The following is a 21,736-nucleotide window of genomic DNA, read 5'->3' on the forward strand; positions in this document are numbered from 1 at the left end:
GCACCGGGCCGCCGACAACCCCGACGAACAGCCCCTGCGGACAGGGCGGAAGAGGTGACCGATGGGCGTCACGGAGCCCCCTGGGCCGGTGATGGACCGGGACGAGGTGGACCGTGTGCTGGCGCGCCTCGGAGCCGAGCACAAGGCGGTCGAGGACTCGCTCCTCGCACTCCAGGACCACGCGGGCCGCAGGCTCCTCGAAGGGGCCGAACTGACCGGCGTCACCCGGGAGCGCTGGGCGGCGGCGGAACGGACCATCACCCTGCTCTGGACCTGTTTCGACGTGTACACCGCCGCCCTGCGGGACGCCCGTGAGGTGCGCGCCCGGCGCCGCTGGCCCGGCCGGGAGGAGCTGGCGGAGCTGACCGAACGGCTGCGCGGGGAGAGCGTCGTCGTCCCGGGCGGGGCGGGGGAACGGGCCCTGCTCACCGAGCGGTTCACGCTCGAGGGACTGGTCCGGCGGATGAACGAGCTGTACGCCTCCTCGCTCGACCTGGTCGTCACCGCCGACGCCGTCTGGTCGGCGCTGCCCGCCCGGATAGACCTGCTCGCCGCCGAGCTGGGCCGGACGCGTTCCCTGGCGCACTCCGTGGGCGTGCGGCCCGGCGAGCACCCGGCCGGGGACGAGCTGGAGGCGATCACGGCCGAGCTGGCCGGGCTGCGCTCCCGGGTGGTGACCGACCCGCTGGCCTTCTGGCGCCCGGCGGCGGGGAGTTCGGCGCCGGGCGGGGGCCGGCCCGACACCACGCGGTACGACCGGGCCGCCCTGGCCCTGGAGGACGTCCGGCGCGAGATCGAGGCGGTCCTCGCGGTCCGGCAGGACTCCGAGGACCGGCTCCTCCGGCTGCGCGACGTCCTCTCGCGGGCGGACCGGACGCTCGCCGAGGCGCGGGCCGCGCGCGGCGAGGTCCTGGCGAAGATCGCCGCCTCCGAGGTGCCGGCCGTCAGCGGACCGCCGACCGCGCTCCAGGAGCGGCTCGCCGTCGCCGCCGAGCACCGCAGGCACGCCCGGTGGCACCGGCTCTCCCCGCTCCTGGACTCCCTGGAGCGGGAGGCGGAGGACGAGCTGCGGCGGGCCCGCGAGTCGCTGACGGCGGTCACCGCGCCGCTCGCGGTCCGGGCGGAGCTGCGCGGCCGGCTCGACGCGTACCGGGCGAAGGTGGCGCGGCTCGGCGCGGCGGAGGACCCGCTGCTCGTCGAGCGGTACGACGCGGCCCGGCGGATGCTGTGGAGCGCGCCCTGCGACCTGCGGGTCGCGGAGCAGGCCGTCCTGCGCTACCAGCGGGCGGTGGCGGAGGTGCTGTCCGGTCCCGGAGACACGGAGGGCACGGGGAGCACGGAGAACGCGGGAGGGCGGCAGTGGTGAACGGGGAGACGGGGGCGGGGAGCTGCCAGCGCCCCGCGTGCGGCGGCGCGTACGAGGACGTGGGCGGCGGGGAGCTGTACTGCGACACCTGCGGGCTGGCGCCCGTCGTCGCGCCCGGGGGCGGGATCGGTTCGATGCCCACCGGCGTGGCCGTGCCCGGCCGGTCCTCCCGCACGGGCACGGGGGCCGGCGGACCGGACTCCGCCTCCTCCCGGGCCTCGTCCCGGGCCTCCTCGCGGGCCTCGTCCCGCTCCTCGACCTCGCGCCGGTCGGTCTCCGGCCGGCTCTCGCGGTCCCTGTCCGGGTCCTCCACGAGCCGTTCGGTGTCGGTGCGCAGTTCGGGCACGTCGACCGGGCGGTCCGCGCGGAACCGGCTGGGCGCGGGCCTGGTCACGATGCCCGGGGTGCCGCGCCCCGATCCGCGGGCCGCGGTGATGGAGAACCCCGAGGTCCCCGAGCGGAAGCGTTTCTGCTCCCGCTCCGACTGCGGCGCCCCGGTGGGCCGCGCGCGCGGCGACCGGCCGGGCCGCACGGAGGGCTTCTGCACCGCCTGCGGACACCCGTACTCCTTCGTGCCGAAGCTGAGGGCCGGGGACATCGTCCACGGCCAGTACGAGGTCGCCGGCTGTCTGGCGCACGGCGGTCTGGGCTGGGTCTACCTCGCCGTGGACCGGGCGGTCTCGGACCGTTGGGTCGTCCTCAAGGGCCTGCTCGACACCGGCGACCAGGACGCCATGGCGGCGGCGATCTCCGAACGCCGCTTCCTCGCCGAGATCGAGCACTCCAACATCGTCCGCATCTACAACTTCGTCGAGCACCTGGACCAGCGGACCGGCTCCCTGGACGGCTACATCGTCATGGAGTACGTCGGCGGCAAGTCGCTCAAGGAGATCGCCAACGAGCGGCGGGCCCCCGACGGCCGGCGCGACCCGCTGCCGGTGGAACAGGCCTGCGCGTACGGGATCGAGGCCCTGGAGGCGCTGGGGCACCTGCACAGCCGGAACCTGCTGTACTGCGACTTCAAGGTGGACAACGCCATCCAGACCGAGGACCAGCTCAAGCTCATCGACATGGGCGCGGTCCGGCGGATGGACGACGACGAGTCGGCGATCTACGGCACGGTCGGCTACCAGGCGCCCGAGGTGGCCGAGACCGGCCCGTCGGTGGCGAGCGACCTGTACACGGTGGCGCGCACGCTCGCGGTGATGACCTTCGACTTCCAGGGGTACACGAACGTCTTCGTGGACTCGCTGCCCGAGCCGGAGAACATCCCGGTCTTCCGGACGTACGAGTCGTTCTACCGCTTCCTGGTCCGCGCCACCGACCCGGACCCGGCGCGCCGCTTCTCCTCCGCGCAGGAGATGGCCGAGCAGCTGACCGGTGTCCTGCGCGAGGTGGTGGCGGTCCAGTCGGGGCTCCCGCGCCCGGCGCTGTCGACGCTGTTCGGCACGGAGACGCGGGTCACGGACACCACGCTGTTCGCCGAACGGACGGAGGACGTGTCCGCGCGGGGCGCCCGGCGGGGACGGAAGGCCTCCCCGGGAGCGGGGGCCGGTGCCGCCGCGCTGCCGCCGGGGGCCGGACTCGGGGGGCTGCTCGCACCGCTCGACGCGCCCGCCACCGCGCTCGCGCTGCCCGTGCCGCACGTCGACCCGGGCGACCCCAACGCCGGCTTCCTCGCCGGTCTGGCCGCCGCCGAGCCGGCCGAACTGCTCGGCGCGCTCCAGGCCGCGCCCGCGCCCTCCGCCGAACTGCGGCTGCGCACCCTGCGGGCCCAGCTGGAGCTGCGCGACCTGCCGTCCGCCGTGCGGACCCTGACCGGTCTGGAGGAGCGGGACCCGGACGACTGGCGGGTCGTCTGGTACCGGGGCGTCACCTCCCTGGTGACCGGGGACCACGCGCACGCGGCACTGGCCTTCGACGCGGTGTACGACGCCTTCCCGGGCGAGCCCGCGCCGAAGCTGGCCCTGGGGATCTGCGCCGAGGTGCTCGGCCAGCTGGACAACGCCGCCGAGTACTACCGCCTGGTGTGGTCGACCGACCCCGGTTTCGTCAGCGCGGCCTTCGGGCTCGCCCGGGTCCGGCTCGCGGCGGGCGACCGCGCCGGGGCCGTGCGGACCCTGGAGTCCGTGCCGGAGGTGTCGATCCACTACACGGCGGCCCGGATCGCGGCCGTGCGGGCACGGCTGCGGCGGCGCCCGCCGTCCGAACCGCTCGGCCCCGACCTGACGGCGGCCGCGGCGCAGGTCTCGGCGCTCCGGGGCTTCGGCCTGGACGCGGTGCGCCGGGAGCGGCTGACGACGGAGGTCCTCGGAACGGCCCTCGACTGGGTACTCTCCGGGAGTCCCGGTGCGGCACCGGGCGGCGGAACGCTGCTGCTCGGGAGCGAACTGGACGAGCGCGGACTGCGCTTCGGCCTCGAACGCTCGTACCGGGTGCTGGCCAGGCTCGCCCAGCGGGGCGAGGAGCGGATCGAACTGGTGGAGCGGGCCAACCGTCTCCGCCCCCGGACGTGGGTGTGAGGATGTCCCAGAAACCGAAGCCGTCGCACGGACTCGCCGCCTGCCCGGGCTGCGCGGAACCGCTGGACGCGGGCGACCGGTTCTGCGGGGCGTGCGGTTACGACCTGTCGGCCGTACCGGCCGCCGGAGCCGGTCCCGACCGCCCGACCGTGGCGATCGGCACCCCCGTCAGCTGGCCGGACGCGCCGCCGCGCGACCCCGGTTCGCTGTCGACCGTGACCCAGCACCCCGGAGACCTGCCGGGCACCGACTCCGGCGGCCGCGAGCTGCCCGCCGCGGAGGCCGGCGGGGGCGGACCCGGGGCCGGTGGCCACCCGGCCCCCGGCGCGCCCGCCCACGGGGGCTTCCCGGCTCCCGGCGCGACCGTACCCGCGCCCGCGCCCGTTCCCGCCGGCCCTCCCGCGCCCGCACCCACCGTCCCTCCCGTACCCGCCGCCCCTCCCGCTTCCGTTCCCGCGCCGGACCCCGCTCCCCCTTCTTCTCCCGCTTCCGGCGGGGACTTCGAGCTGGCGGCCCCGGACCCCCGGGCGGCCGTGCGGACGGACCCGGTCCCGGCCGCCCCCGCGGCGCGCGCCGCGTTCTGCGTGGCCTGCCGGGCCGGGCGGGTGGACGCCGACGGGTACTGCGAGAACTGCGGGCACGCGCAGCCCCGCGAGCGCGACCACATGGAACGGGAACTGGCGGGGGTGGCCGCCGTCAGCGACCGGGGGCTGCGCCACCACCGCAACGAGGACGCGTTCGCGGTCTCCTCGACCACCCTGCCCGACGGCTCCCCCGCCACCCTCGCCATCGTCTGCGACGGCGTCTCCTCGGCGACCCGGCCCGACGAGGCCTCCGCCGCCGCCGCCGAGGCGGCCGGCGCCTCGCTGCTCGCCGCGCTGCCCCGGGGCACGGACCCGCGCCAGGCGATGCACGAGGCGATCGTCGCCGCCGCCGAGGCCGTCAACTCCCTCGCGGAGGAGGCCGGGAGCGACGACGGGCAGGACCGGCGCAACGCCCCGGCGTGCACCATCGTCGGCTCCGTCGTCGCGGACGGCCTGCTCGTGGTGGGCTGGGTCGGCGACAGCCGCGCCTACTGGGTGCCGGACGACCGCGGCGTCCCGTCCGTCCGGCTCACCGAGGACGACTCGTGGGCCGCGCAGATGGTCGCGGCGGGCCTGATGAACGAGGCCGAGGCGTACGCGGACGAGCGCGCCCACGCGATCACCGGCTGGCTCGGTGCCGACGCGTACGAACTCGTCCCGCACACCTCCGCGTTCAAGCCGGACCGGTCCGGCGTGGTGGTGGTCTGCACGGACGGCCTGTGGAACTACGCGGAGGGCGCCGACGACATGGCCCGGGTCGTCCCGGCCGACGCGGCGGACCGGCCGCTGCACGGCGCCCGCGTCCTGGTCGGCCACGCCCTGGACGGCGGGGGCCACGACAACGTCACGGTCGCCCTCGTCCCGTTCGCCTTCCCCGCCCCGGGGGCGGCGGGCCCGGCCTGAACGGCCCCGCGCCCCGCCCCCTCCACCGCCTCACCGCCGTTGCCCGAGGAGCCGAACAGATGGCGAACTTCTCCAAGCCGACCGTGCCCCAGTTCTCGGTGGACGTCTACCAGAACGAATTCCTGCCGGAGGGCGGCAGGGACGTCAGCGCGATCGTCACGGTCACCTCGACCGGGGGCGGCACCAGCGGCCCGGCCGGGATCAGGGACTCCGGCGGCGCCGGCGTCGTGATCATGGTCGACTGCTCCGGTTCGATGGACTACCCCTCCGCCAAGATGCGCGGGGCGCGGGAGGCGACCGCCGCCGCCGTCGACACCCTGCGCGACGGCACCTCCTTCGCCGTCGTCGCCGGTACGCACGTGGCGAAGGAGGTCTACCCGGGGAACGGGCGGCTCGCCGTCGCCGGCGACCGCACCCGGAGCGAGGCCAAGGAGGCGCTGCGCCGGCTCTCCGCGAGCGGCGGCACCGCGATCGGCACCTGGCTGCGGCTCGCGGACCGGCTGCTCTCCTCCGCCGACCTCTCCATCCGGCACGGCATCCTGCTCACCGACGGGCGCAACGAGCACGAGTCGCCGGAGGCGCTGCGGGCCGCGCTCGACGCCTGCGCGGGCCGGTTCACCTGCGACGCGCGGGGCGTCGGCACCGACTGGGAGGTCAAGGAGGTCACCGGGATCGCCTCGGCGCTCCTCGGCACCGCCGACATCGTCGCCGACCCGGCCGGACTCGCCGCCGACTTCACGGCGATGATGGAGCAGGCGATGGGCAAGGGCGTGGCGGACGTGGCGCTGCGGCTGTGGACGCCGGTCGGGGTGGAGATCGCGTTCGTGAAACAGGTGGCGCCGACGGTCGAGGACCTCACCGGGCGGCGCACCGGGGCCGGGCCGCGCGCCGGGGACTACCCGACGGGCTCGTGGGGCGACGAGTCCCGCGACTACCACGTGAGCGTGCGGGTCCCACGGGCCTCGGTCGGCCAGGAGATGCTCGCCGCCCGGGTCTCCCTGATCGTTCCGGACCCGGCGGGCGGCGATCCGCGCCCGCTGTCCCAGGGGCTGGTACGGGCGGTGTGGACGGACGACCTGGCGATGTCCACGTCGATCAATCCGCAGGTCGCGCACTACACGGGCCAGGCCGAGCTGGCGGACGTCATCCAGCAGGGCCTGGATGCCCGCAAATCGGGCGATCACGACGGCGCGACGGCCAAACTGGGCCGCGCCGTGCAGCTCGCGGCGGCCTCCGGCAACGCGGATACGGCGAAATTGCTTTCGAAGGTGGTCGACGTGGTCGACGCGGCGACGGGTACTGTGCGGTTGAAGGCGAAGGTCGCCGAAGCGGACGAGATGACACTCGAGACCCGTTCCACGAAGACCGTTCGCGTCAAGAGGTAGCCCGGCCACCGGGCCGGACGACGAGAGGGGGAAGCACCGACATGCCGACCTGCCCGAACGGACACCAGTCGGTCTCCGACGACTGGTGCGAGGTCTGTGGCCATCGCATGGCCGGGGCGGGCGCGCCGACGGGTGCCGTACCGCCGCCTCCCCCGCCGCCCCCCGCGTACGGACACCCCGGCGCCGGCCGGCCCCCGGCGGGCCCCCCGCCGGCCGCTTCCGGCGGCTTCGGCCCCGGGGGCGACCCGAACGCGACGGCCCAGGCGCAGCTCTGCCCGCAGTGCCGTACGCCGCGCGAGCACATGGCGCCGTTCTGCGAGGAGTGCCGCTGGAACTTCCTCACGAACACGGCGACCTCGTACACGCCGGTGGCGCCCCCCGACTCCCCTCCGCGCCGGCCCGGACCGCCGCCCGGCCTGAACCTGCCGCCGGGCTTCCAGACCCCGCCGCCGGGACCGCCGCAGCAGCAGCCGGACCCGTTCGGTTACCAGGGTTCACGGCCGTCGCAGGTGAACCGGCCCGCCGAGCCGCTGGGCGCCGAGCCGCTGGGCGCCGAGCCCACCCACCACCGGACCCCGCAGCAGCAGCCGCCCGCGTACCGGGCGCCCGCGCAGGCCCCGGCCCCGCCCGCGCCGCCGCAGCCGCGCGCGGACGACGACTGGGTGCTGTCGCCCCCGTCGCGTCACCAGGACCCGTCGCGTCACCAGGACCCGTCGCGTCACCAGGACCCGTCGCGTCACCAGGACCCCCAGCACCAGGGCCCCCCGCAGCACCACCAGGGTCCGCCTGCGCCGCCGCACCAGGGTCCGCCCCCGCAGCAGCAGCACCACCAGGGTCCGCCTCCGCCGGCGCAGCACCAGGGTCCGCCCCCGCCGCAGCAGCATCACCAGGGTCCGCCGCCTCCCCCGCATCAGCACCAGGGACCGCCGCCGCAGCAGCAGCCCCGGGCGTCCCGGGACTGGACCGCGGTCATCGGTCCGGACCGCGAGTACTTCATGGCGATGATGCAGCGCAGCGGCCCCGAGGCCACGGGCCTGAACCTGCCCGCGTACTCGCCGGACAAGCACCTGCCGCTCCGGGGCAACCAGGTCTCCATCGGCCGCCGCCGGCACTCCACCGGCGAGTCCCCCGACATCGACCTGTCGGTGCCGCCGGAGGACCCGGGCGTCTCGCACCAGCACGCGGTGCTGGTGCAGCAGCCGGACGGTTCGTGGGCGGTGGTGGACCAGAACTCCACCAACGGCACCACGATCAACGGCGGCGAGGAGCCGATCCAGCCCTACGTCCCCGTCCAGCTCCAGGACGGCGACCGGGTGCACGTCGGCGCCTGGACCACGATCACGATCCGCCTGGGCTGACCCCGTCCGGGCCCCGCCGGGGCCGGAGGTCCTGGTCCTCCGGTCCTCGGCCGGGCATCTGAGACGATGGAACGGTGAACGAGATTCCCGGGGAAGCCGTACAGGAGCAGACCTTCTACGAGCAGGTCGGCGGCGAGGAGACCTTCCGCCGTCTCGTCCACCGCTTCTACGAAGGCGTCGCGGAGGACCCGTTGCTGCGCCCGATGTATCCGGAGGAGGACCTCGGGCCGGCCGAGGAGCGTTTCGCCCTCTTCCTGATGCAGTACTGGGGCGGCCCCCGCACCTACAGCGAGCACCGGGGCCACCCCCGCCTCCGCATGCGCCACGCGCCGTTCGCCGTGGACCGGGCGGCCCACGACGCCTGGCTCCGCCACATGCGGACCGCCCTGGACGAGCTGGGCCTCGCGCCCGCGCACGAGGCGGAACTCTGGCGCTACTTCACCTACGCCGCCGCCTCGATGGTGAACACGGCGGGCTGAGACCCACCGTTCCCCCGGTCGCCTCCCGGCCATCCCCGGCCGCCCCCGGCCACCCCTCGACCGCCCCTCCCGCCGCGCGAACCCGGGGCCGGAACGGCGGTACGCGACCGGCACGGCACGGCCGGGGGCGGCCGCGCATGTACGAACGGGCACGACCGGGGGCAACGCGGATGACCGGATGGACGCATTCCGGAGTCCGGACGCCGGATAACGGTCACAATCCCATCAAGGTGGGCCCGCAAGCGGTTTCCAGCGAACCACACCCTCTGAAAGCATCCGAGAAGTCTTTCGGGGGCGTTCGGAAAGCGTTCGACACGCGCACCGTGACCGGGATGGCCAGGGGGATGGGTGACGGGGTTCGTTTTTCTGCGCGTCAGGGCGCACCGGCTGCTGCTGGGCGCGGCGCTGCTCTCCGTGCTCCTGACCACCTCGGTGCTGGCCTCCCTCGCCGCCTTCTCCGGCGCGATCGGGGACGCCGCGCTCCAGGCCGGCCTGCGGGGCAGGTCGGCGGCGGCCGCCTCGCTGCTCGTCAGCGGACAGGTGCCCCCCGACAGACGGGCGAGCGCCGACGCCGCCGTCCTCGACGGGGCGCGGAAGACCTTCGACGGGCTGCCGGTGACCGTACGGCGGCTCGAACGCTCGGGGCCGTACGCCCTGCCCCGGGACCTCCAGCCGCCCGACGCCCGCGAGGGCGACCCCGACCTGACCCACTTCGCCGCGCTCGACCGCTCGCGGCTCGCGCTCGTCCGGGGCGCCTGGCCCTCCGCCGCCCGGACCGGCGGCGTGATCGAGACGGCGCTGCCCGAAGAGGCGGCCCGGCGGCTGCGGGTCGGCCCCGGCACCGTCCTCGACCTCTCCGACCGGCTCACCGACCGGCGGGTGCGGGCCCGGATCACCGGTGTCTACCGGCCCGTCGCCACCTCCGACCTGTACTGGCAGCTGGACCCGGCGGGCGGGCGCGGCGTGCGGACCGTGGCGTTCACGACGTACGGCCCGCTGCTCGCCGACCCGGCCGTCCTCACCTCCGGGGCGCTGAGCCCCGGTGAGACGGCCTGGCTCGGCTCCGCCGACTTCACCGGCCTCACCACCGACCGGATGGACGCCCTGCGCGCCGCCGCGACCGGCGGCCCGAAGGCGCTGGCCGAGAACCGGGCCGCGTTCGGCACGACGCTCTCGGTCTCCACCGCGCTCCCCGAGGTCCTGGACCAGACCGACCGGGCCCTGCTCGTCTCCCGCTCCACCCTGCTGATCGTCGCCGTGCAGCTGGTGCTGCTCGCCGCGTACGCGCTGCTGCTCGTCGCCCGGCTGCTCAGCACCGAGCGCTCCGGGGAGACGGCCCTGCTGCGGGCCCGCGGCGGTTCGCGGCGCCGGATCGCCGGGCTCGCCGCCGCCGAGGCGCTGCTGCTCGCCCTGCCCGCCGCGCTCGCCGCCCCGCTCCTCTCCGGGCCGCTGACCCGGCTCTTCGCCGAGCGGTCCGCGCTCTCCTCGCTCGGCGTGCGCGTCGACACCTCGCCCTCGCTCCAGGTGTGGCTGGTCGCCGCCCTGGTGGCGCTGTGCTGCGCGGCGGCCGTGGTGGCGCCCGCGCTCGCCGCCGGCGACGGTGCCGCCGTCTCCCTGCGCAAGGCCCGGTCGGCCTCGCTGCCCGGCTCCGTGCGCGCCGGGGCCGACCTCGGCCTCCTCGCCGTCGCCGCCGTCGCGTACTGGCAGCTCCAGCGGCCCGGCACCACCGGCGGCACCCTCGGCGCGGACGGGACCGGCGGGGGTTCCGTCGATCCGGTGCTCGTCGCCGCACCCGCCCTCGCCCTGCTCGCCGGCACCGTCCTGACGCTGCGCCTGCTGCCGCCCGCCGCCAAGCTGGCCGAGCGGCGCGCGGCGGGCGGCCGCGGGCTCTCCGCCGCCCTCGCCGGCTGGCAGTTCAGCCGCCGGCCGCTGCGCGGCGCGGGTCCCGTCCTCCTCCTGGTCCTCGCCGTGGCGATGGGCATGCTGGCCATCGGGCAGAGCGGCTCGTGGGAGCGTTCGCAGCGCGACCAGGCCGACTTCCGGGCCGGTACGGACGTCCGGGTCCTGAGCGCCGGCCCCGGCGAACCCACGCGGACCGAGCAGCTGGGCACCGTGCCGGGCGTCGAGGCCGTGGCCCCCGCGCACCGCGCCACCACGGACGTGTCCGGCAAGAACGCCACCGTCCTCGCCGTGGACACCCGGAAGGCCGCGGGCGGCCTGCTGCTGCGCCCCGACCTCGCCGGCACCGACGCCCCGGACCTGCTCGCCCCCCTGACCCCGAGGGCCGCGGCCCGCCCCGGTCTCCCGCTGCCCGCCGGAACCCGCTCCCTCGCCGCCGACCTGCGGGCCACCGCGCCCGCGGGCAGCGGGGACTCCCGGGTCACGGCCGTCCTGGAGGACCCGAGCGGCGTCCCCTACCGGCAGACCCTGGGCACGCTGCCCTCCGACGACCGCGCCCACCGGCTGACCCTCGACCTCGGCGTCCTCACCGCGGCGCCCGGCACCGGCGGCGGCCGGGGCTCCGGCGGCCTGCTCACCCTCACCGGCCTGGAGTTCGACGGCGGGATCGCCGAGGGCGCGCACCACACCCGGGCCGTCCGCGTCGAGCGCCTCACCACCACCCGGGCGGACGGCGGCACGCACGCGCACTCCCCCGGCGAGGTCCTGGGCTCCTGGTCCTTCCGCGCCACGCAGACCGAGAACGGCGCGGGACGCCGGGAGAGCACCGCGGGCGGCAGCCCCGGCGCGGCCGGACCCGGCGGCGGCCCCGCCCCGTACTCCGTCTCGTTCGGGGTCACCGGCTCGCCCGCCGGGGACTTCCGCGCGCCGCCGGAGACGTACGGCCTCGCCCTGAGGGCCCCCGCCCCGAAGCCGCCCGAGCGGCTGCCCGCCGTGGCCACCGAGGCCTTCATGGCGGCGGCGGGCGCCAAGCCCGGCGAACTCGTCGAGGTCGGCGTCAACGGCCTGCGGCTCCGCGTCGCCGTCGGCCGGGTGGTCCGGGAACTGCCGACCACCGGGCCGGGCGCCCGGACGGTCTCCGCCACCACGCCCGTCACCACCCCCGAGGACGGCGGCGCGATCCTCCTCGACCTGGCCTCGGTCAACCGGTACCTGGCCGCCTCCGAGGACGGGATCGCGACCCTGCCGGTCACCGAGTGGTGGCTGACCACCGCGCCCGGGAAGACGGACGAGGTCGCCGCGGTCCTGCGCGACCGCCCCGACGCGGACCCCGCCCAGGTCCTCGTACGGGACGAGATCGCCGCCGAGCTCCTGAGCGACCCGCTCGGCGCGGGCCCCAACGCGGCCCTGATGGCCGTGGCCGCGGCCGCCGCCGCGCTCGCCGCCGTCGGCTTCGCGGTCGGCTCGGCCGGCGCGATGCGGGAACGGTCCGCCGAGTTCGGGGTGCTGCGGGCGCTCGGCACGCCGCAGCGGCGGCTCGCCCGGCTGATCGCCGCCGAACAGGGACTGCTCATCGGCATCGGCCTGCTCATCGGCATCGGGCTCGGCGCCGTCCTGGCCCGGGCCGTCGTCCCGCTCGTCGTCCTCACCGGCCGGGCCACCCGGCCCGTCCCGCCGGTCCTGGTCGAACTTCCCCCCGGCCAGGTCGCCCTGCTGGTCGCCGGGGTCGCCGTGCTCCCGCTGGCCATCGTCGCCGTGATCGCCCTGCGGCGCACGGACCCGGTCGTGACCCTGCGCCACCAGGGGGTCCAGTGACGCCGGCACCGGACGGGAAGGGGAAGGGGTCCCCGGGCGGGGACGGGAAGCCGGACGCGAGCGGGGTCCCGGGCGCGAGCGGGACCCCGGCCCCGGAAGGCCCCGGCGGGGAGCGTCCGCCCGCCCCGGACGGGGCCGGGGCCGCCACCCCCGCTCCCGCCCCGGACGGGGCGGGAGCAGGACACGCCACCGCTCCCGTCCCCGGCGGGAACGACACCAGGCGCACCGCCGCCCCCGACGGGAACGACACCAGGCGCACTGCCGCCACCACCGCCCCCGACGGGGACGGCACCGACAAGCCCGACGTCCGCAGGAAGGCCCCCGACATGCCCCGGCTCCGGCCCCGGCCCTCCGGGCCCTCCCGGCCCGGCGAGCCCGACACGCCCGCCGCCCGTACCGCCCGCGCCGTCGCGCCCTGGGTGCGGACCCGGCTGCGGACCGCGCCCTGGGCCGCCGCGTCGCTCGCGCTGCTCGTCCTGGTCACCGCCTACCTCGCGGCGGCGCTGCCGCGCGCCGTCGACCGGTACGAGACGGAGGGCCTCCAGCACGACATCACGCACGCCGCGCCCCGCAACAGCGTCCTCGAACTGACCTCGCCGGTGCCCCTCATCGGCCCGGACCGGTACGAGAAGGTGCTGGCCCCGGCCGTCCTCCGCAAGCAGCGCGACGCGCTGCGGACCCTGCTGCCCGCCCCGATCCGGACCGATCCCGGGCAGAGCGTCCACGGCATCCGCACGCTCGACCGGCTCACGGCGCTCGACCCGTGGCTGCCGCAGCCCGACGGCATCCCGCCCGAGTTCATCCTCTCCGGCCCGTCCGACCTGGCCCGCCACGCGACGCTCCGGCAGGGCCGGCTCGCCGAAGGCACCCCCTCCCGCCCCGAGGCGGTGGTCACCCCGCGGACCGCCGCGTCCCTGCGCCTGAAGCCCGGTTCGGTCGTCCACGTGCCGAGCCGGACCGGCGGCGAGCAGATCGGCGTCACGGTCACCGGCATCGTGGAACCGCTCGGCCCCGAGACCGCGTACTGGGCGGTGGAACCGCTGCTGCGGGCTCCGGCGCTGGCCACGATCCTCGTCAACGGCGAGGTGAAGCGCTACTGGCAGGCGGCGCTGATCCTCTCCCCCGTCTCCGCGCCCGCGCTGTCCGCCACCACCGGCGAGCAGGAGACCTTCTTCCGGTTCATGCCGACGGCCGACCACCTCACCGGCCGGGACACCGACCGGCTCGCCGCCGCGCTCAACTCCGCCGCCGGGGGCCCCGACCTGGTCAGGATGCGCCAGGTCATGGGGGGCAACGGCGCCTTCGCCACCGGGCTCGACGAGATCATCGGCTCGTACCGTTCGATGCGCGACGCGATCGACTCGGTCGTGGCCGTCGCCGTCTTCGGCACCGGCGCGGTCGCCGCCGTCGTCCTCGCCATGACCGGCGGCCTCTTCACCGCCCGCCGCGACGGCGAGCTGTCGCTGCTCCGGTCCCGCGGCGCCTCCCTCACCGGCATCGGCCTGCGGCTGCTCGGCGAGACCTCGGTGGTGGCCGTGCCGGCCGCCGTCCTCGCCCTCGTCCTCGCCGCCGCGACCGTCCGGCCGCCCGCCGGGACGGACGGGATTCCCCTCGGGCCCTCGCTGCTCGCCGCCTCGGCCGTCGCCCTGGTCGCGATGCTGGTCCTGCCGCTGCGGGCGGTCGTGCTGCACCGGCGCCCGCGCCCGCACGGCGGCCGTGACGACCTGCTGACCGCGCGCCCCTCCCGGCGCCGCACGGTCCTCGAACTGACCCTGCTCGTCCTGGCCGTGGGCGCGGTCGTCTCGCTGCGGCTGCGCGGCACGGGCGACGCGGGCGACCACCTGGTGAGCGCCGCTCCCGTCCTGGTCGGCCTGATCGCCGCCACGGTGCTCGTACGGGTCTATCCGCTGCCGCTGCGGTGGCTGGGCCGCCCGGCCCGGCGGCTGCGCGGAGTGGTCGGCCCGCTGGCCCTGGCCCGCGCGGGACGCTCCTCCTCGGCGGGGACGCTCCCGCTGCTCGCCCTCGTCCTCGCGCTGACCACGGCGGCCTTCGGCGGCTCCGTCCTCGCCGGTGTCGCCGACGCCCGCGACCGGGCCGCGCTCCTGGCGACGGGCGCGGACGCCCGGATCGGCGGTTCCGTCGAGTGGGCCCCGCTGCCGGCGGGCCTCACCGAGGCCGTGCGCGGCACGGCGGGGGTGCGGGACCTGGCGCCGGTGCAGATCGAGTACGGGATGGACCTGCCGTCCCACGAGGGCACCTCCGCCCAGCCGATGAGCACGGTGCTCGTGGGCGTCGATCCCGCCTCGTACACCCGGCTCGCGGAGCGGACCGGTTTCGGTCCGTTCCCGGCGGAGCTGCTCGCCTCGACGGGCAAGGGCGGCGAGAGCACCGCGGGCGACACCGAACGGGTGCTGCCCGCGATCGCCTCGCCGTCGGTCGCCGAACGGCTCGGCCGCGAGCCGATGGGGATCGTGGCGGCGGCCGGGTCGTTCAAGGTGAAGGTGGTCGGCGTCCGGCCGGTCACCCCGGCCCTGCCCGGCGAGGACTTCCTCCTCGTCAACGGCGCCGACCTCACCCGCCGGGCGGCCACCGCGCTGCTCGTCACGGGACCGGTGGACGGGGCCGCGCTGCGGAAGACGGTGAAGGCGAGGTCGGACGTCCTCGCGGTGTCGATGCGGAGCGAGAAGCGGAACACCTACGTGGACTCGCCGCTCCAGTCGGGCGCCGAGCGGATCTACCTGGGCGCGATCGGCGCGGGCGCCGGCTACGCCGTGGTGGCCGTGCTGCTCTCCCTCATGCAGAACGCCCCGGAGCGGAACACCCTGCTCGCGCGGTTGCGGACGATGGGCCTGACCCGGAAGCAGGGGCGGCGACTGCTCGGCCTGGAGGCGCTGCCGCAGGCGTTCCTCGCGGCGCTCGGCGGCACGCTGGTGGGCTGGGCGACGGTGCCGCTGCTGGCGCCGGGCATCGACCTGTTCCAGCTGGCGCTCGCGACCGCCCCGGGCTTCGCCCCGCTCGACGGCGCCCCGCTGCGGGCGGACACGTGGTCGCTGCTCGTGCCCGCCCTCGCCGTCGTCGTCCTGACGGGGCTCGCGGCGGCCGGACAGGCCTGGTGGACGGGGCGCAGGGGCTCGATCAAGGAACTCAGGGCAGGAGACGCACGATGACGAAGACCGGGACCCGGGACGGGGCGGGGACCGCCCCGGACACCACGCTGGAGGAGCTGGAACGGCGGGCGACGGCACGGCGCGACCGGCCCTCGTACGGTCATGACGCGCTCATCGCCTGCGACCGGCTGGTCCGCATCTTCACCACGGACGGGGTGGAGGTGCAGGCGCTCCAGGGGCTCGACCTCCTCGTGAAGGAGGGCGAGCTGATGGCCCTGGTCGGCGCGTCCGGTTCCGGCAAGTCGACGCTGATGAACATCCTGGCGGGCCTGGACGTGCCGACCGCCGGCGCGGCCCGGGTCGCGGGGTGCGACCTGCTCGCGATGGACGGCGCGGCGCGGCTGCGCTACCGCCGGGAGGTCGTCGGCTTCGTCTGGCAGCAGACCGCCCGCAACCTCCTGCCCTATCTGACGGCCGCCCAGAACGTGGCGCTGCCGATGCAGCTGCGGGGCCGGTCGAAGGCACGGCAGAAGGCGGAGCGGGCCGAGGAGCTGCTCGCCATGCTGGGCATCGCGGAGGCGCGCGACCGGCGGCCGCACCAGCTCTCCGGCGGGCAGCAGCAGCGGGTGGCCATCGCGGTGGCCCTGGCCAACAACCCGTCCGTGCTCCTGGCCGACGAGCCGACGGGCGAGCTGGACTCGGCCACCGGCGAGCAGGTCTTCGCGGCCTTCCGCCGCGCCAACGAGGAGCTGGGCACGACGATCGTGATCGTCACCCACGACCAGGCGGTCGCCTCCGAGGTGCGCCGCACGGTCGCCATCCGCGACGGCCGTACCTCCTCGGAGGTCCTGCGCCGCACGGAGGTGGACGACCAGGGCCAGGAGTCCCTGGTGGCACGGGAGTACGCGATGCTCGACCGCGCGGGCCGGCTCCAGCTCCCGGCGGAGTACACCCACGCCCTCGGGATGGAGCACCGGGTGGCCCTCGAACTGGAGCGGGACCACATCGGGGTCTGGCCGGACGACGCGGAGCGCTGAGCGGCCGGGGCGGGCGCGGGCTCCGGTGAAACCGGGGGGCGGCGGCGCGCGTCCCACTCCCCGGGGGGTGATGTCCATGTCATCGAGGGAACCGGGGGGCCGGGCGAGCCGGGCGGAGCCGCCGGGCCCGGCGGGCCCGGCGCGGAAGGTCCGGTCCTGGGGAGTCGTGGCCCTGCCCGCGCTCTGCGCGGCCGCGCTCCACGCCTGGTCGGCCTGGTGCTTCGGGGGCGACTCCGCGCCGCCCGTCGCGGTCGCGGTCGCGGTCGGCGGAGCGGCCGTCCTCGCGGCGGGGGTGGCGTACCACCGTCTCGTCGACGGGGCCATGGGCCTCTTCGGCGCGTTCGCGCTGGTCGCCGCGCTCCTGCTGACGGTGGCCGTCGCCGACCGGACCGCCGCGCGCGGGGCGGTCGCCGACTGCGCCGTCGTGAACGTCCGGGAGGAGAGCTCCACCTCGGTCGGCGAGGGCGGTGCCACCAGGACCCAGTACGTCCACGCCCTGCGCTGCCCGGGCGGCTACCCCTCGTCCCTCACGGAGGACCGCCGTCTCGCCCCCGACGGCGGGAAGGTCCGGGTGTCCTACGATCCCCGGAGACGGGTGGAACCGGTGCCGGAGGGCACCCGCACGCCGTGGCTCCAGGCGGTCCTCGCCGTGCTCCTGCTGGCCGCCGCCACGGCGGGGGCGAGGAAGTCCCACCGGTGGGCCCGCCCGGCGCCGTGAGCCGGGCCGCCGGTCACGCCGGGCGCCCGGGGGCGACGGTCAGGGACACGGGCGCGGTGCGCAGGGCGATCGAGCCGTACGGGGTGCGGAGCCGCAGCCACGGCCCGGAGGCGAACAGCGCGACGGCGGCGTCCGGGTCGGAGGGCGGCAGGAAGCCGAGGGAGTGCGCGGCGTGGACGGCCCGCAGGGGCAGGCCGGTGGTGCCCAGGGTCCGGGACCAGATCTCGCGGCCGATCCGGTCGCGCTCGGACCGGGTGCGCCGCTCCCCGGGCAGTTCTTCGTCCCGGGCGCGGAACTCGGCGACGGCCGCCGCCACCGCGCCCCGCATCCCGGCGGCGTCCGGCAGTCCGGCGACCGGCCGCCAGCCGGCGCGCGGCGGCAGCACGCCCGCCCAGGGCGGCCCGGTCACGGAGTCCGGCACGACCGCCTTGCCCGCCGTCTCCTCGACGCCGTCGAGGAGTTCGCCGGCCGAGACGGTGACGTCGAGGTCCACGGCGTCGGCGAGCCGGGCCGTGCGGACGGCGAGCACCTCGAACGACGGGGGCCGCCCGAAGACGGCCAGCGCCCCGCCGCCGCCCTGGAGGCGGACGGCGGCGGCCCGGTCGTAGTGGACGAGCCGGGTCAGGAAGGCGGCGAGGGCCGCCGCCTCCCTGGCGTCGGCGAAGTGCAGCGGCGCGAGGACGGTCATGCGGTGGCGGTCATCCCGTCGTCCACGTACTCCTCCAGGAAGGAGCGCTCCTCGGCGGTGATGCGGCGGGGCCGCTGCGCCTCCAGGTCGAAGGGCACGACGACCGTGGACGCCCGGACGTACACGACGCCGGGGTCCTTGATCTCGTACGCGATCGTCAGCGACGCCGCGCCGATCTTCGTGACCCACGACTCGACGGTCACCGGCTCGTGCCGGTGGACCAGCGGCCGCAGGTAGTCGATCTCGTGCCGGGCCACGACGGACCCGCCGGAGAACGAGGGGGAGCCGTCCCCCGGCGCCAGCCGGAACATGAAGTCGATCCTCGCCTCTTCCAGGTACCGCAGGAAGACGACGTTGTTGACGTGCCCGAAGGCGTCCATGTCCGACCAGCGCAGGGGACAGCTGTAGAGGTGCCTGGCCACAGGTCTCAGCCCCGGGTCAGCTTCTTGTAGGTGGCGCGGTGCGGACGGGCCGCGTCCGGGCCGAGGCGCTCGATCTTGTTCTTCTCGTACGACTCGAAGTTGCCCTCGAACCAGAACCACTTCGAGTCGCCCTCGTACGCCAGGATGTGCGTGGCCACCCGGTCCAGGAACCAGCGGTCGTGGGAGACGACCACGGCCGCGCCCGGGAACTCCAGGAGCGCGTTCTCCAGGGACGACAGGGTCTCGACGTCGAGGTCGTTGGTCGGCTCGTCGAGGAGCAGCAGGTTGCCGCCCTGCTTGAGGGTGAGCGCGAGGTTGAGGCGGTTGCGCTCACCGCCGGAGAGCACGCCGGCCGGCTTCTGCTGGTCCGGGCCCTTGAAGCCGAAGGCGGAGACGTACGCCCGGGACGGCATCTCGACCTGACCGACGTTGATGTAGTCCAGCTCGTCGGAGACGACGGCCCACAGCGTCTTCTTCGGGTCGATGTTGGCGCGGCTCTGGTCGACGTACGAGATCTTGACGGTCTCGCCGACGCGGATGGAGCCGGAGTCCGGGGTCTCCAGACCCTGGATCATCTTGAAGAGCGTGGTCTTGCCGGCGCCGTTCGGGCCGATGACGCCGACGATGCCGTTGCGGGGCAGGGTGAAGGAGAGGTCGTCGATGAGGACCTTGTCGCCGAAGGCCTTGGAGAGGTTCTCGACCTCGACGACGACGGAGCCCAGGCGCGGGCCCGGCGGGATCTGGATCTCCTCGAAGTCCAGCTTCCGCATCTTGTCGGCCTCGGCCGCCATCTCCTCGTAACGGGCGAGACGGGCCTTGGACTTGGCCTGGCGGCCCTTGGCGTTGGAGCGGACCCACTCCAGCTCTTCCTTGAGGCGCTTCTGGCGCTTCTCGTCCTTCCGGCCCTCGACCTTGAGGCGCTCGGCCTTCTTCTCCAGGTAGGTGGAGTAGTTGCCCTCGTACGGGTGGGCGCGGCCGCGGTCGAGCTCGAGGATCCACTCCGCGACGTTGTCCAGGAAGTACCGGTCGTGGGTGATGGCCACGACGGTGCCCTTGTACTGGGCCAGGTGCTGCTCCAGCCAGTTCACGGACTCGGCGTCGAGGTGGTTGGTGGGCTCGTCGAGCAGGAGGAGGTCGGGGGCCTCCAGGAGCAGCTTGCAGAGCGCGACGCGGCGCTTCTCGCCACCGGAGAGGTTGGTGACCGGCCAGTCTCCGGGCGGGCAGCCCAGGGCGTCCATGGCCTGCTCCAGCTGGGCGTCGAGGTCCCACGCGTTGGAGTGGTCCAGGTCGTCCTGGAGCTTGCCCATCTCCTCCATGAGCTCGTCGGTGTAGTTGGTCGCCATCTCCTCGGCGATCGCGTTGAACCGGTTGAGCTTGCCCTTGATCTCGGAGACGCCGTCCTCGACGTTCTCCAGGACCGTCTTGGACTCGTCGAGCTTCGGCTCCTGCATGAGGATGCCGACGGAGTAGCCGGGCGAGAGGAACGCGTCGCCGTTGGACGGCTGCTCCAGGCCGGCCATGATCTTCAGCACGGTGGACTTACCGGCGCCGTTCGGGCCGACCACACCGATCTTCGCACCGGGCAGGAAGCTCAGCGTCACGTCATCGAGGATGACCTTGTCGCCGTGCGCCTTGCGCGCCTTGCGCATGGTGTAGATGTACTCAGCCAAGAGAAACCGTCCGGCAAAGAGTGAGTGGGCAGATACACCCATCTTGCCTGACCACCGCCCCCGGGTGGAAACCGGTGACCCGGGGAGCGGGCGGCGGGCGGGGCGGCCCGGGGTTCTCCGGGGCCCGGACGTGCGACGACCCCGGTCGCGGGCGCGATCCGGGGTCGTGCGGGAGTCACGGAGCGGATGTCATGTGACGCACATCACTCCGCGGGCCGGGCTTCGGCCGGGTGCCGGGAGGGAGCCCGGCACCTGCGGCCTCCGCTCACTGGCCGGCGGTCTTCTTCTTGCGGAGGAAGAACACCGCGGCGCCGCCGGCCACGACGAGCGCGGCGGCGATGCCGGCGATCATCGGGGTGGCGCTGGAGCTGCCGGTCTCGGCGAGGTCGCCGCCGCCGGTGGTGCCGCCGGTGGTGGTGCCGCCCGCGGTGTCACCGCCGGTGGTGCCGCCCGTGGTGTCGCCACCGGTGGTGCCGGCCGGGGCGGACGGGGAGGGCGTGGCCGAGGCGGAGGGCTCGGTGCCGGGGGTCTCGCTGGGCTTCGGGCCGGGCTCGGCCGTCTTGCAGTCCAGGACGCCCTCGAAGGTCTCCTTGAACTCGTTCGGGCCCGTGATGGTGAAGTTGTAGGCCTCGTCCTCGGCCAGCGGGACCGTGATGGTCTTGGTCTCGCCGCCGGCGACGGTGTACGAGGTGCCCTTCAGGTCGAAGGTCCAGTCCTCGTCGCCCTCGTTGGAGGCGATGACCTCCAGGCCGCCCTTGGCGCAGTCCTTGGCGACCGTGACGGCCGGGACCGCGCCCTTCTTCGCCCAGGTCGCGTTGGCGGCGGCGGTGACGGTGGAGTTGCTGGAGCCGGCCAGGATCATGGTCTGGCTCGGGTCGTCGCCCGCGGCGACGAAGGCGCGGCCGAGGGGGACCTGCGTGGTGACCGCGGCCTTGACCTCGGCGCCGCCGTCGGCGGTGCCCTTCGGGACGTCGACGTAGACCTCGTCGCCGTCCTTGGCGGTGGTGACCGCCTTGCCGTCCTTGTCGACGATGCCGACGCCGGCGGCGGCGCCCGGCGCCACGGACAGCGCGACGGGGTTCTTCTCGCCGCCCTGGGGGACGCTGGCTCCGACCTTGATCGGGCCGAGGCGCTCACCGGGCCGGCCCGAGACGGAGGACGGGGTCAGGTTGAGGGAGGGCTTGGGCTCCGCCACCGCCTGGGCGTTCTCGATCAGGTACGCGGTCAGCTTCCGCGCCTGCTTGTCGACCGGCGCGGCGTCGACCTTGTCCGAGAAGTGCCAGATCGCGGCCTGCGTGGCGGCGGCGGCGGTCTCCTTGGTCAGGCCCTTGGCCTTGACCGTCCCCGCGAGCGAGTCGACCGGGACGTTCGGGTAGGAGTTCTTCAGAATCCAGAGGATCTTGCCCGCGTCGGGGTTGTTGTGGAGCGACGACTGGTCCCAGCCGACTTCCTTGTACTTGTTCTTGTAGACCGCGTCGGTCCGGAAGTCGATGCAGTAGGTCTGCAGGTGACCGCCGTTGTCGACCTTCATGTCGAAGAGGCCGCCGTCGGGAGTGGTCACCTCCTTCTTGCCGTTGACCGTGTCGACGACCCGCACCTTGGCGAAGATCTTCAGGTGGCCGAGCTCGGCGGTGGCGCCGCCGTTGCCGGCCGGGCCGTCTTCGGCCGCGGCCGGTCCCGCGGTGGCTATCGCACCGACGGCGACGAGCCCCGAAACCAGAGTGGCTGCGGCGAGGCGGCGCGCAGTGCCCCGCCCACGAACTGAAAACATTGGATTCCCCTC

Annotated in this window: 14 protein-coding genes; 10 read left to right on the forward strand and 4 right to left on the reverse strand. The window is 75.4% G+C overall.

Annotated elements, in window-relative coordinates:
• Nucleotides 1-61 precede the first annotated feature (61 nt).
• The 10 genes from ACZ3IL_RS07870 to ACZ3IL_RS07915 all read left to right on the forward strand — a co-directional run bounded on the left by ACZ3IL_RS07870 (nucleotide 62) and on the right by ACZ3IL_RS07915 (nucleotide 17,173).
• On the forward strand, nucleotides 62-1,366 hold the full coding sequence (locus ACZ3IL_RS07870) for a coiled-coil domain-containing protein (protein WP_467387700.1): 1,305 nt from the start codon (nucleotides 62-64) through the stop codon (nucleotides 1,364-1,366).
• Nucleotides 1,363-3,888 (forward strand): serine/threonine-protein kinase, encoded by a 2,526-nt coding sequence (locus tag ACZ3IL_RS07875; protein ID WP_467387702.1) that lies wholly within the window; start codon nucleotides 1,363-1,365, stop codon nucleotides 3,886-3,888. Before ACZ3IL_RS07870 ends, ACZ3IL_RS07875 begins: the two co-directional genes overlap by 4 nt.
• 2 nt (nucleotides 3,889-3,890) lie before the next feature.
• Nucleotides 3,891-5,375, forward strand: coding sequence for a PP2C family serine/threonine-protein phosphatase (locus tag ACZ3IL_RS07880; protein WP_467387704.1), 1,485 nt, complete (start codon nucleotides 3,891-3,893; stop codon nucleotides 5,373-5,375).
• A gap of 59 nt (nucleotides 5,376-5,434) precedes the next feature.
• Nucleotides 5,435-6,760: a vWA domain-containing protein gene (locus ACZ3IL_RS07885; RefSeq protein WP_467387706.1), complete on the forward strand. Its 1,326-nt coding sequence runs from the start codon at nucleotides 5,435-5,437 to the stop codon at nucleotides 6,758-6,760.
• A gap of 41 nt (nucleotides 6,761-6,801) precedes the next feature.
• A complete protein-coding gene (locus ACZ3IL_RS07890; RefSeq protein WP_467387708.1) occupies nucleotides 6,802-8,118 on the forward strand; it encodes an FHA domain-containing protein in 1,317 nt (438 codons plus the stop codon).
• A gap of 74 nt (nucleotides 8,119-8,192) precedes the next feature.
• Complete coding sequence (locus tag ACZ3IL_RS07895) at nucleotides 8,193-8,597, forward strand: globin (RefSeq protein ID WP_467387710.1); 405 nt, start codon at nucleotides 8,193-8,195, stop codon at nucleotides 8,595-8,597.
• Nucleotides 8,598-8,945: 348 nt separating this feature from the next.
• A complete protein-coding gene (locus ACZ3IL_RS07900; protein WP_467387712.1) occupies nucleotides 8,946-12,311 on the forward strand; it encodes an FtsX-like permease family protein in 3,366 nt (1,121 codons plus the stop codon).
• A 326-nt stretch (nucleotides 12,312-12,637) separates the two neighbouring features.
• Nucleotides 12,638-15,478 (forward strand): FtsX-like permease family protein, encoded by a 2,841-nt coding sequence (locus ACZ3IL_RS07905; RefSeq protein ID WP_467388203.1) that lies wholly within the window; start codon nucleotides 12,638-12,640, stop codon nucleotides 15,476-15,478.
• The gene (locus tag ACZ3IL_RS07910) at nucleotides 15,475-16,455 is read left to right on the forward strand and encodes an ABC transporter ATP-binding protein (RefSeq protein WP_467387714.1); all 981 of its coding nucleotides are present in this window, start codon (nucleotides 15,475-15,477) and stop codon (nucleotides 16,453-16,455) included. The genes ACZ3IL_RS07905 and ACZ3IL_RS07910 overlap by 4 nt, the downstream gene beginning before the upstream one ends.
• Nucleotides 16,456-16,621: 166 nt before the next feature.
• On the forward strand, nucleotides 16,622-17,173 hold the full coding sequence (locus tag ACZ3IL_RS07915; protein WP_467387716.1) for a hypothetical protein: 552 nt from the start codon (nucleotides 16,622-16,624) through the stop codon (nucleotides 17,171-17,173).
• A gap of 13 nt (nucleotides 17,174-17,186) precedes the next feature.
• On the opposite strand, the gene ACZ3IL_RS07920 is transcribed toward ACZ3IL_RS07915, so the two are convergent.
• The 4 genes from ACZ3IL_RS07920 to ACZ3IL_RS07935 form a co-directional block, all read right to left on the reverse strand.
• The gene (locus tag ACZ3IL_RS07920; protein WP_467387718.1) at nucleotides 17,187-17,861 is read right to left on the reverse strand and encodes a DUF8010 domain-containing protein; all 675 of its coding nucleotides are present in this window, start codon (nucleotides 17,859-17,861) and stop codon (nucleotides 17,187-17,189) included.
• Nucleotides 17,858-18,283 carry an acyl-CoA thioesterase gene (locus tag ACZ3IL_RS07925; protein ID WP_467387720.1) on the reverse strand — a complete coding sequence of 142 codons (426 nt, stop codon included), beginning with the start codon at nucleotides 18,281-18,283 and terminating at the stop codon, nucleotides 17,858-17,860. The genes ACZ3IL_RS07920 and ACZ3IL_RS07925 overlap by 4 nt, the downstream gene beginning before the upstream one ends.
• 5 nt (nucleotides 18,284-18,288) lie before the next feature.
• Nucleotides 18,289-19,953, reverse strand: coding sequence for an energy-dependent translational throttle protein EttA (ettA, locus tag ACZ3IL_RS07930; RefSeq protein ID WP_467387722.1), 1,665 nt, complete (start codon nucleotides 19,951-19,953; stop codon nucleotides 18,289-18,291).
• A gap of 265 nt (nucleotides 19,954-20,218) precedes the next feature.
• Entirely contained in the window at nucleotides 20,219-21,724 is a 1,506-nt protein-coding gene (locus tag ACZ3IL_RS07935) for a Cys-Gln thioester bond-forming surface protein (RefSeq protein WP_467387724.1), read from the reverse strand.
• Nucleotides 21,725-21,736: the final 12 nt, after the last annotated feature.

It is taken from the genome of Streptomyces sp. NPDC014907 (assembly GCF_055562975.1).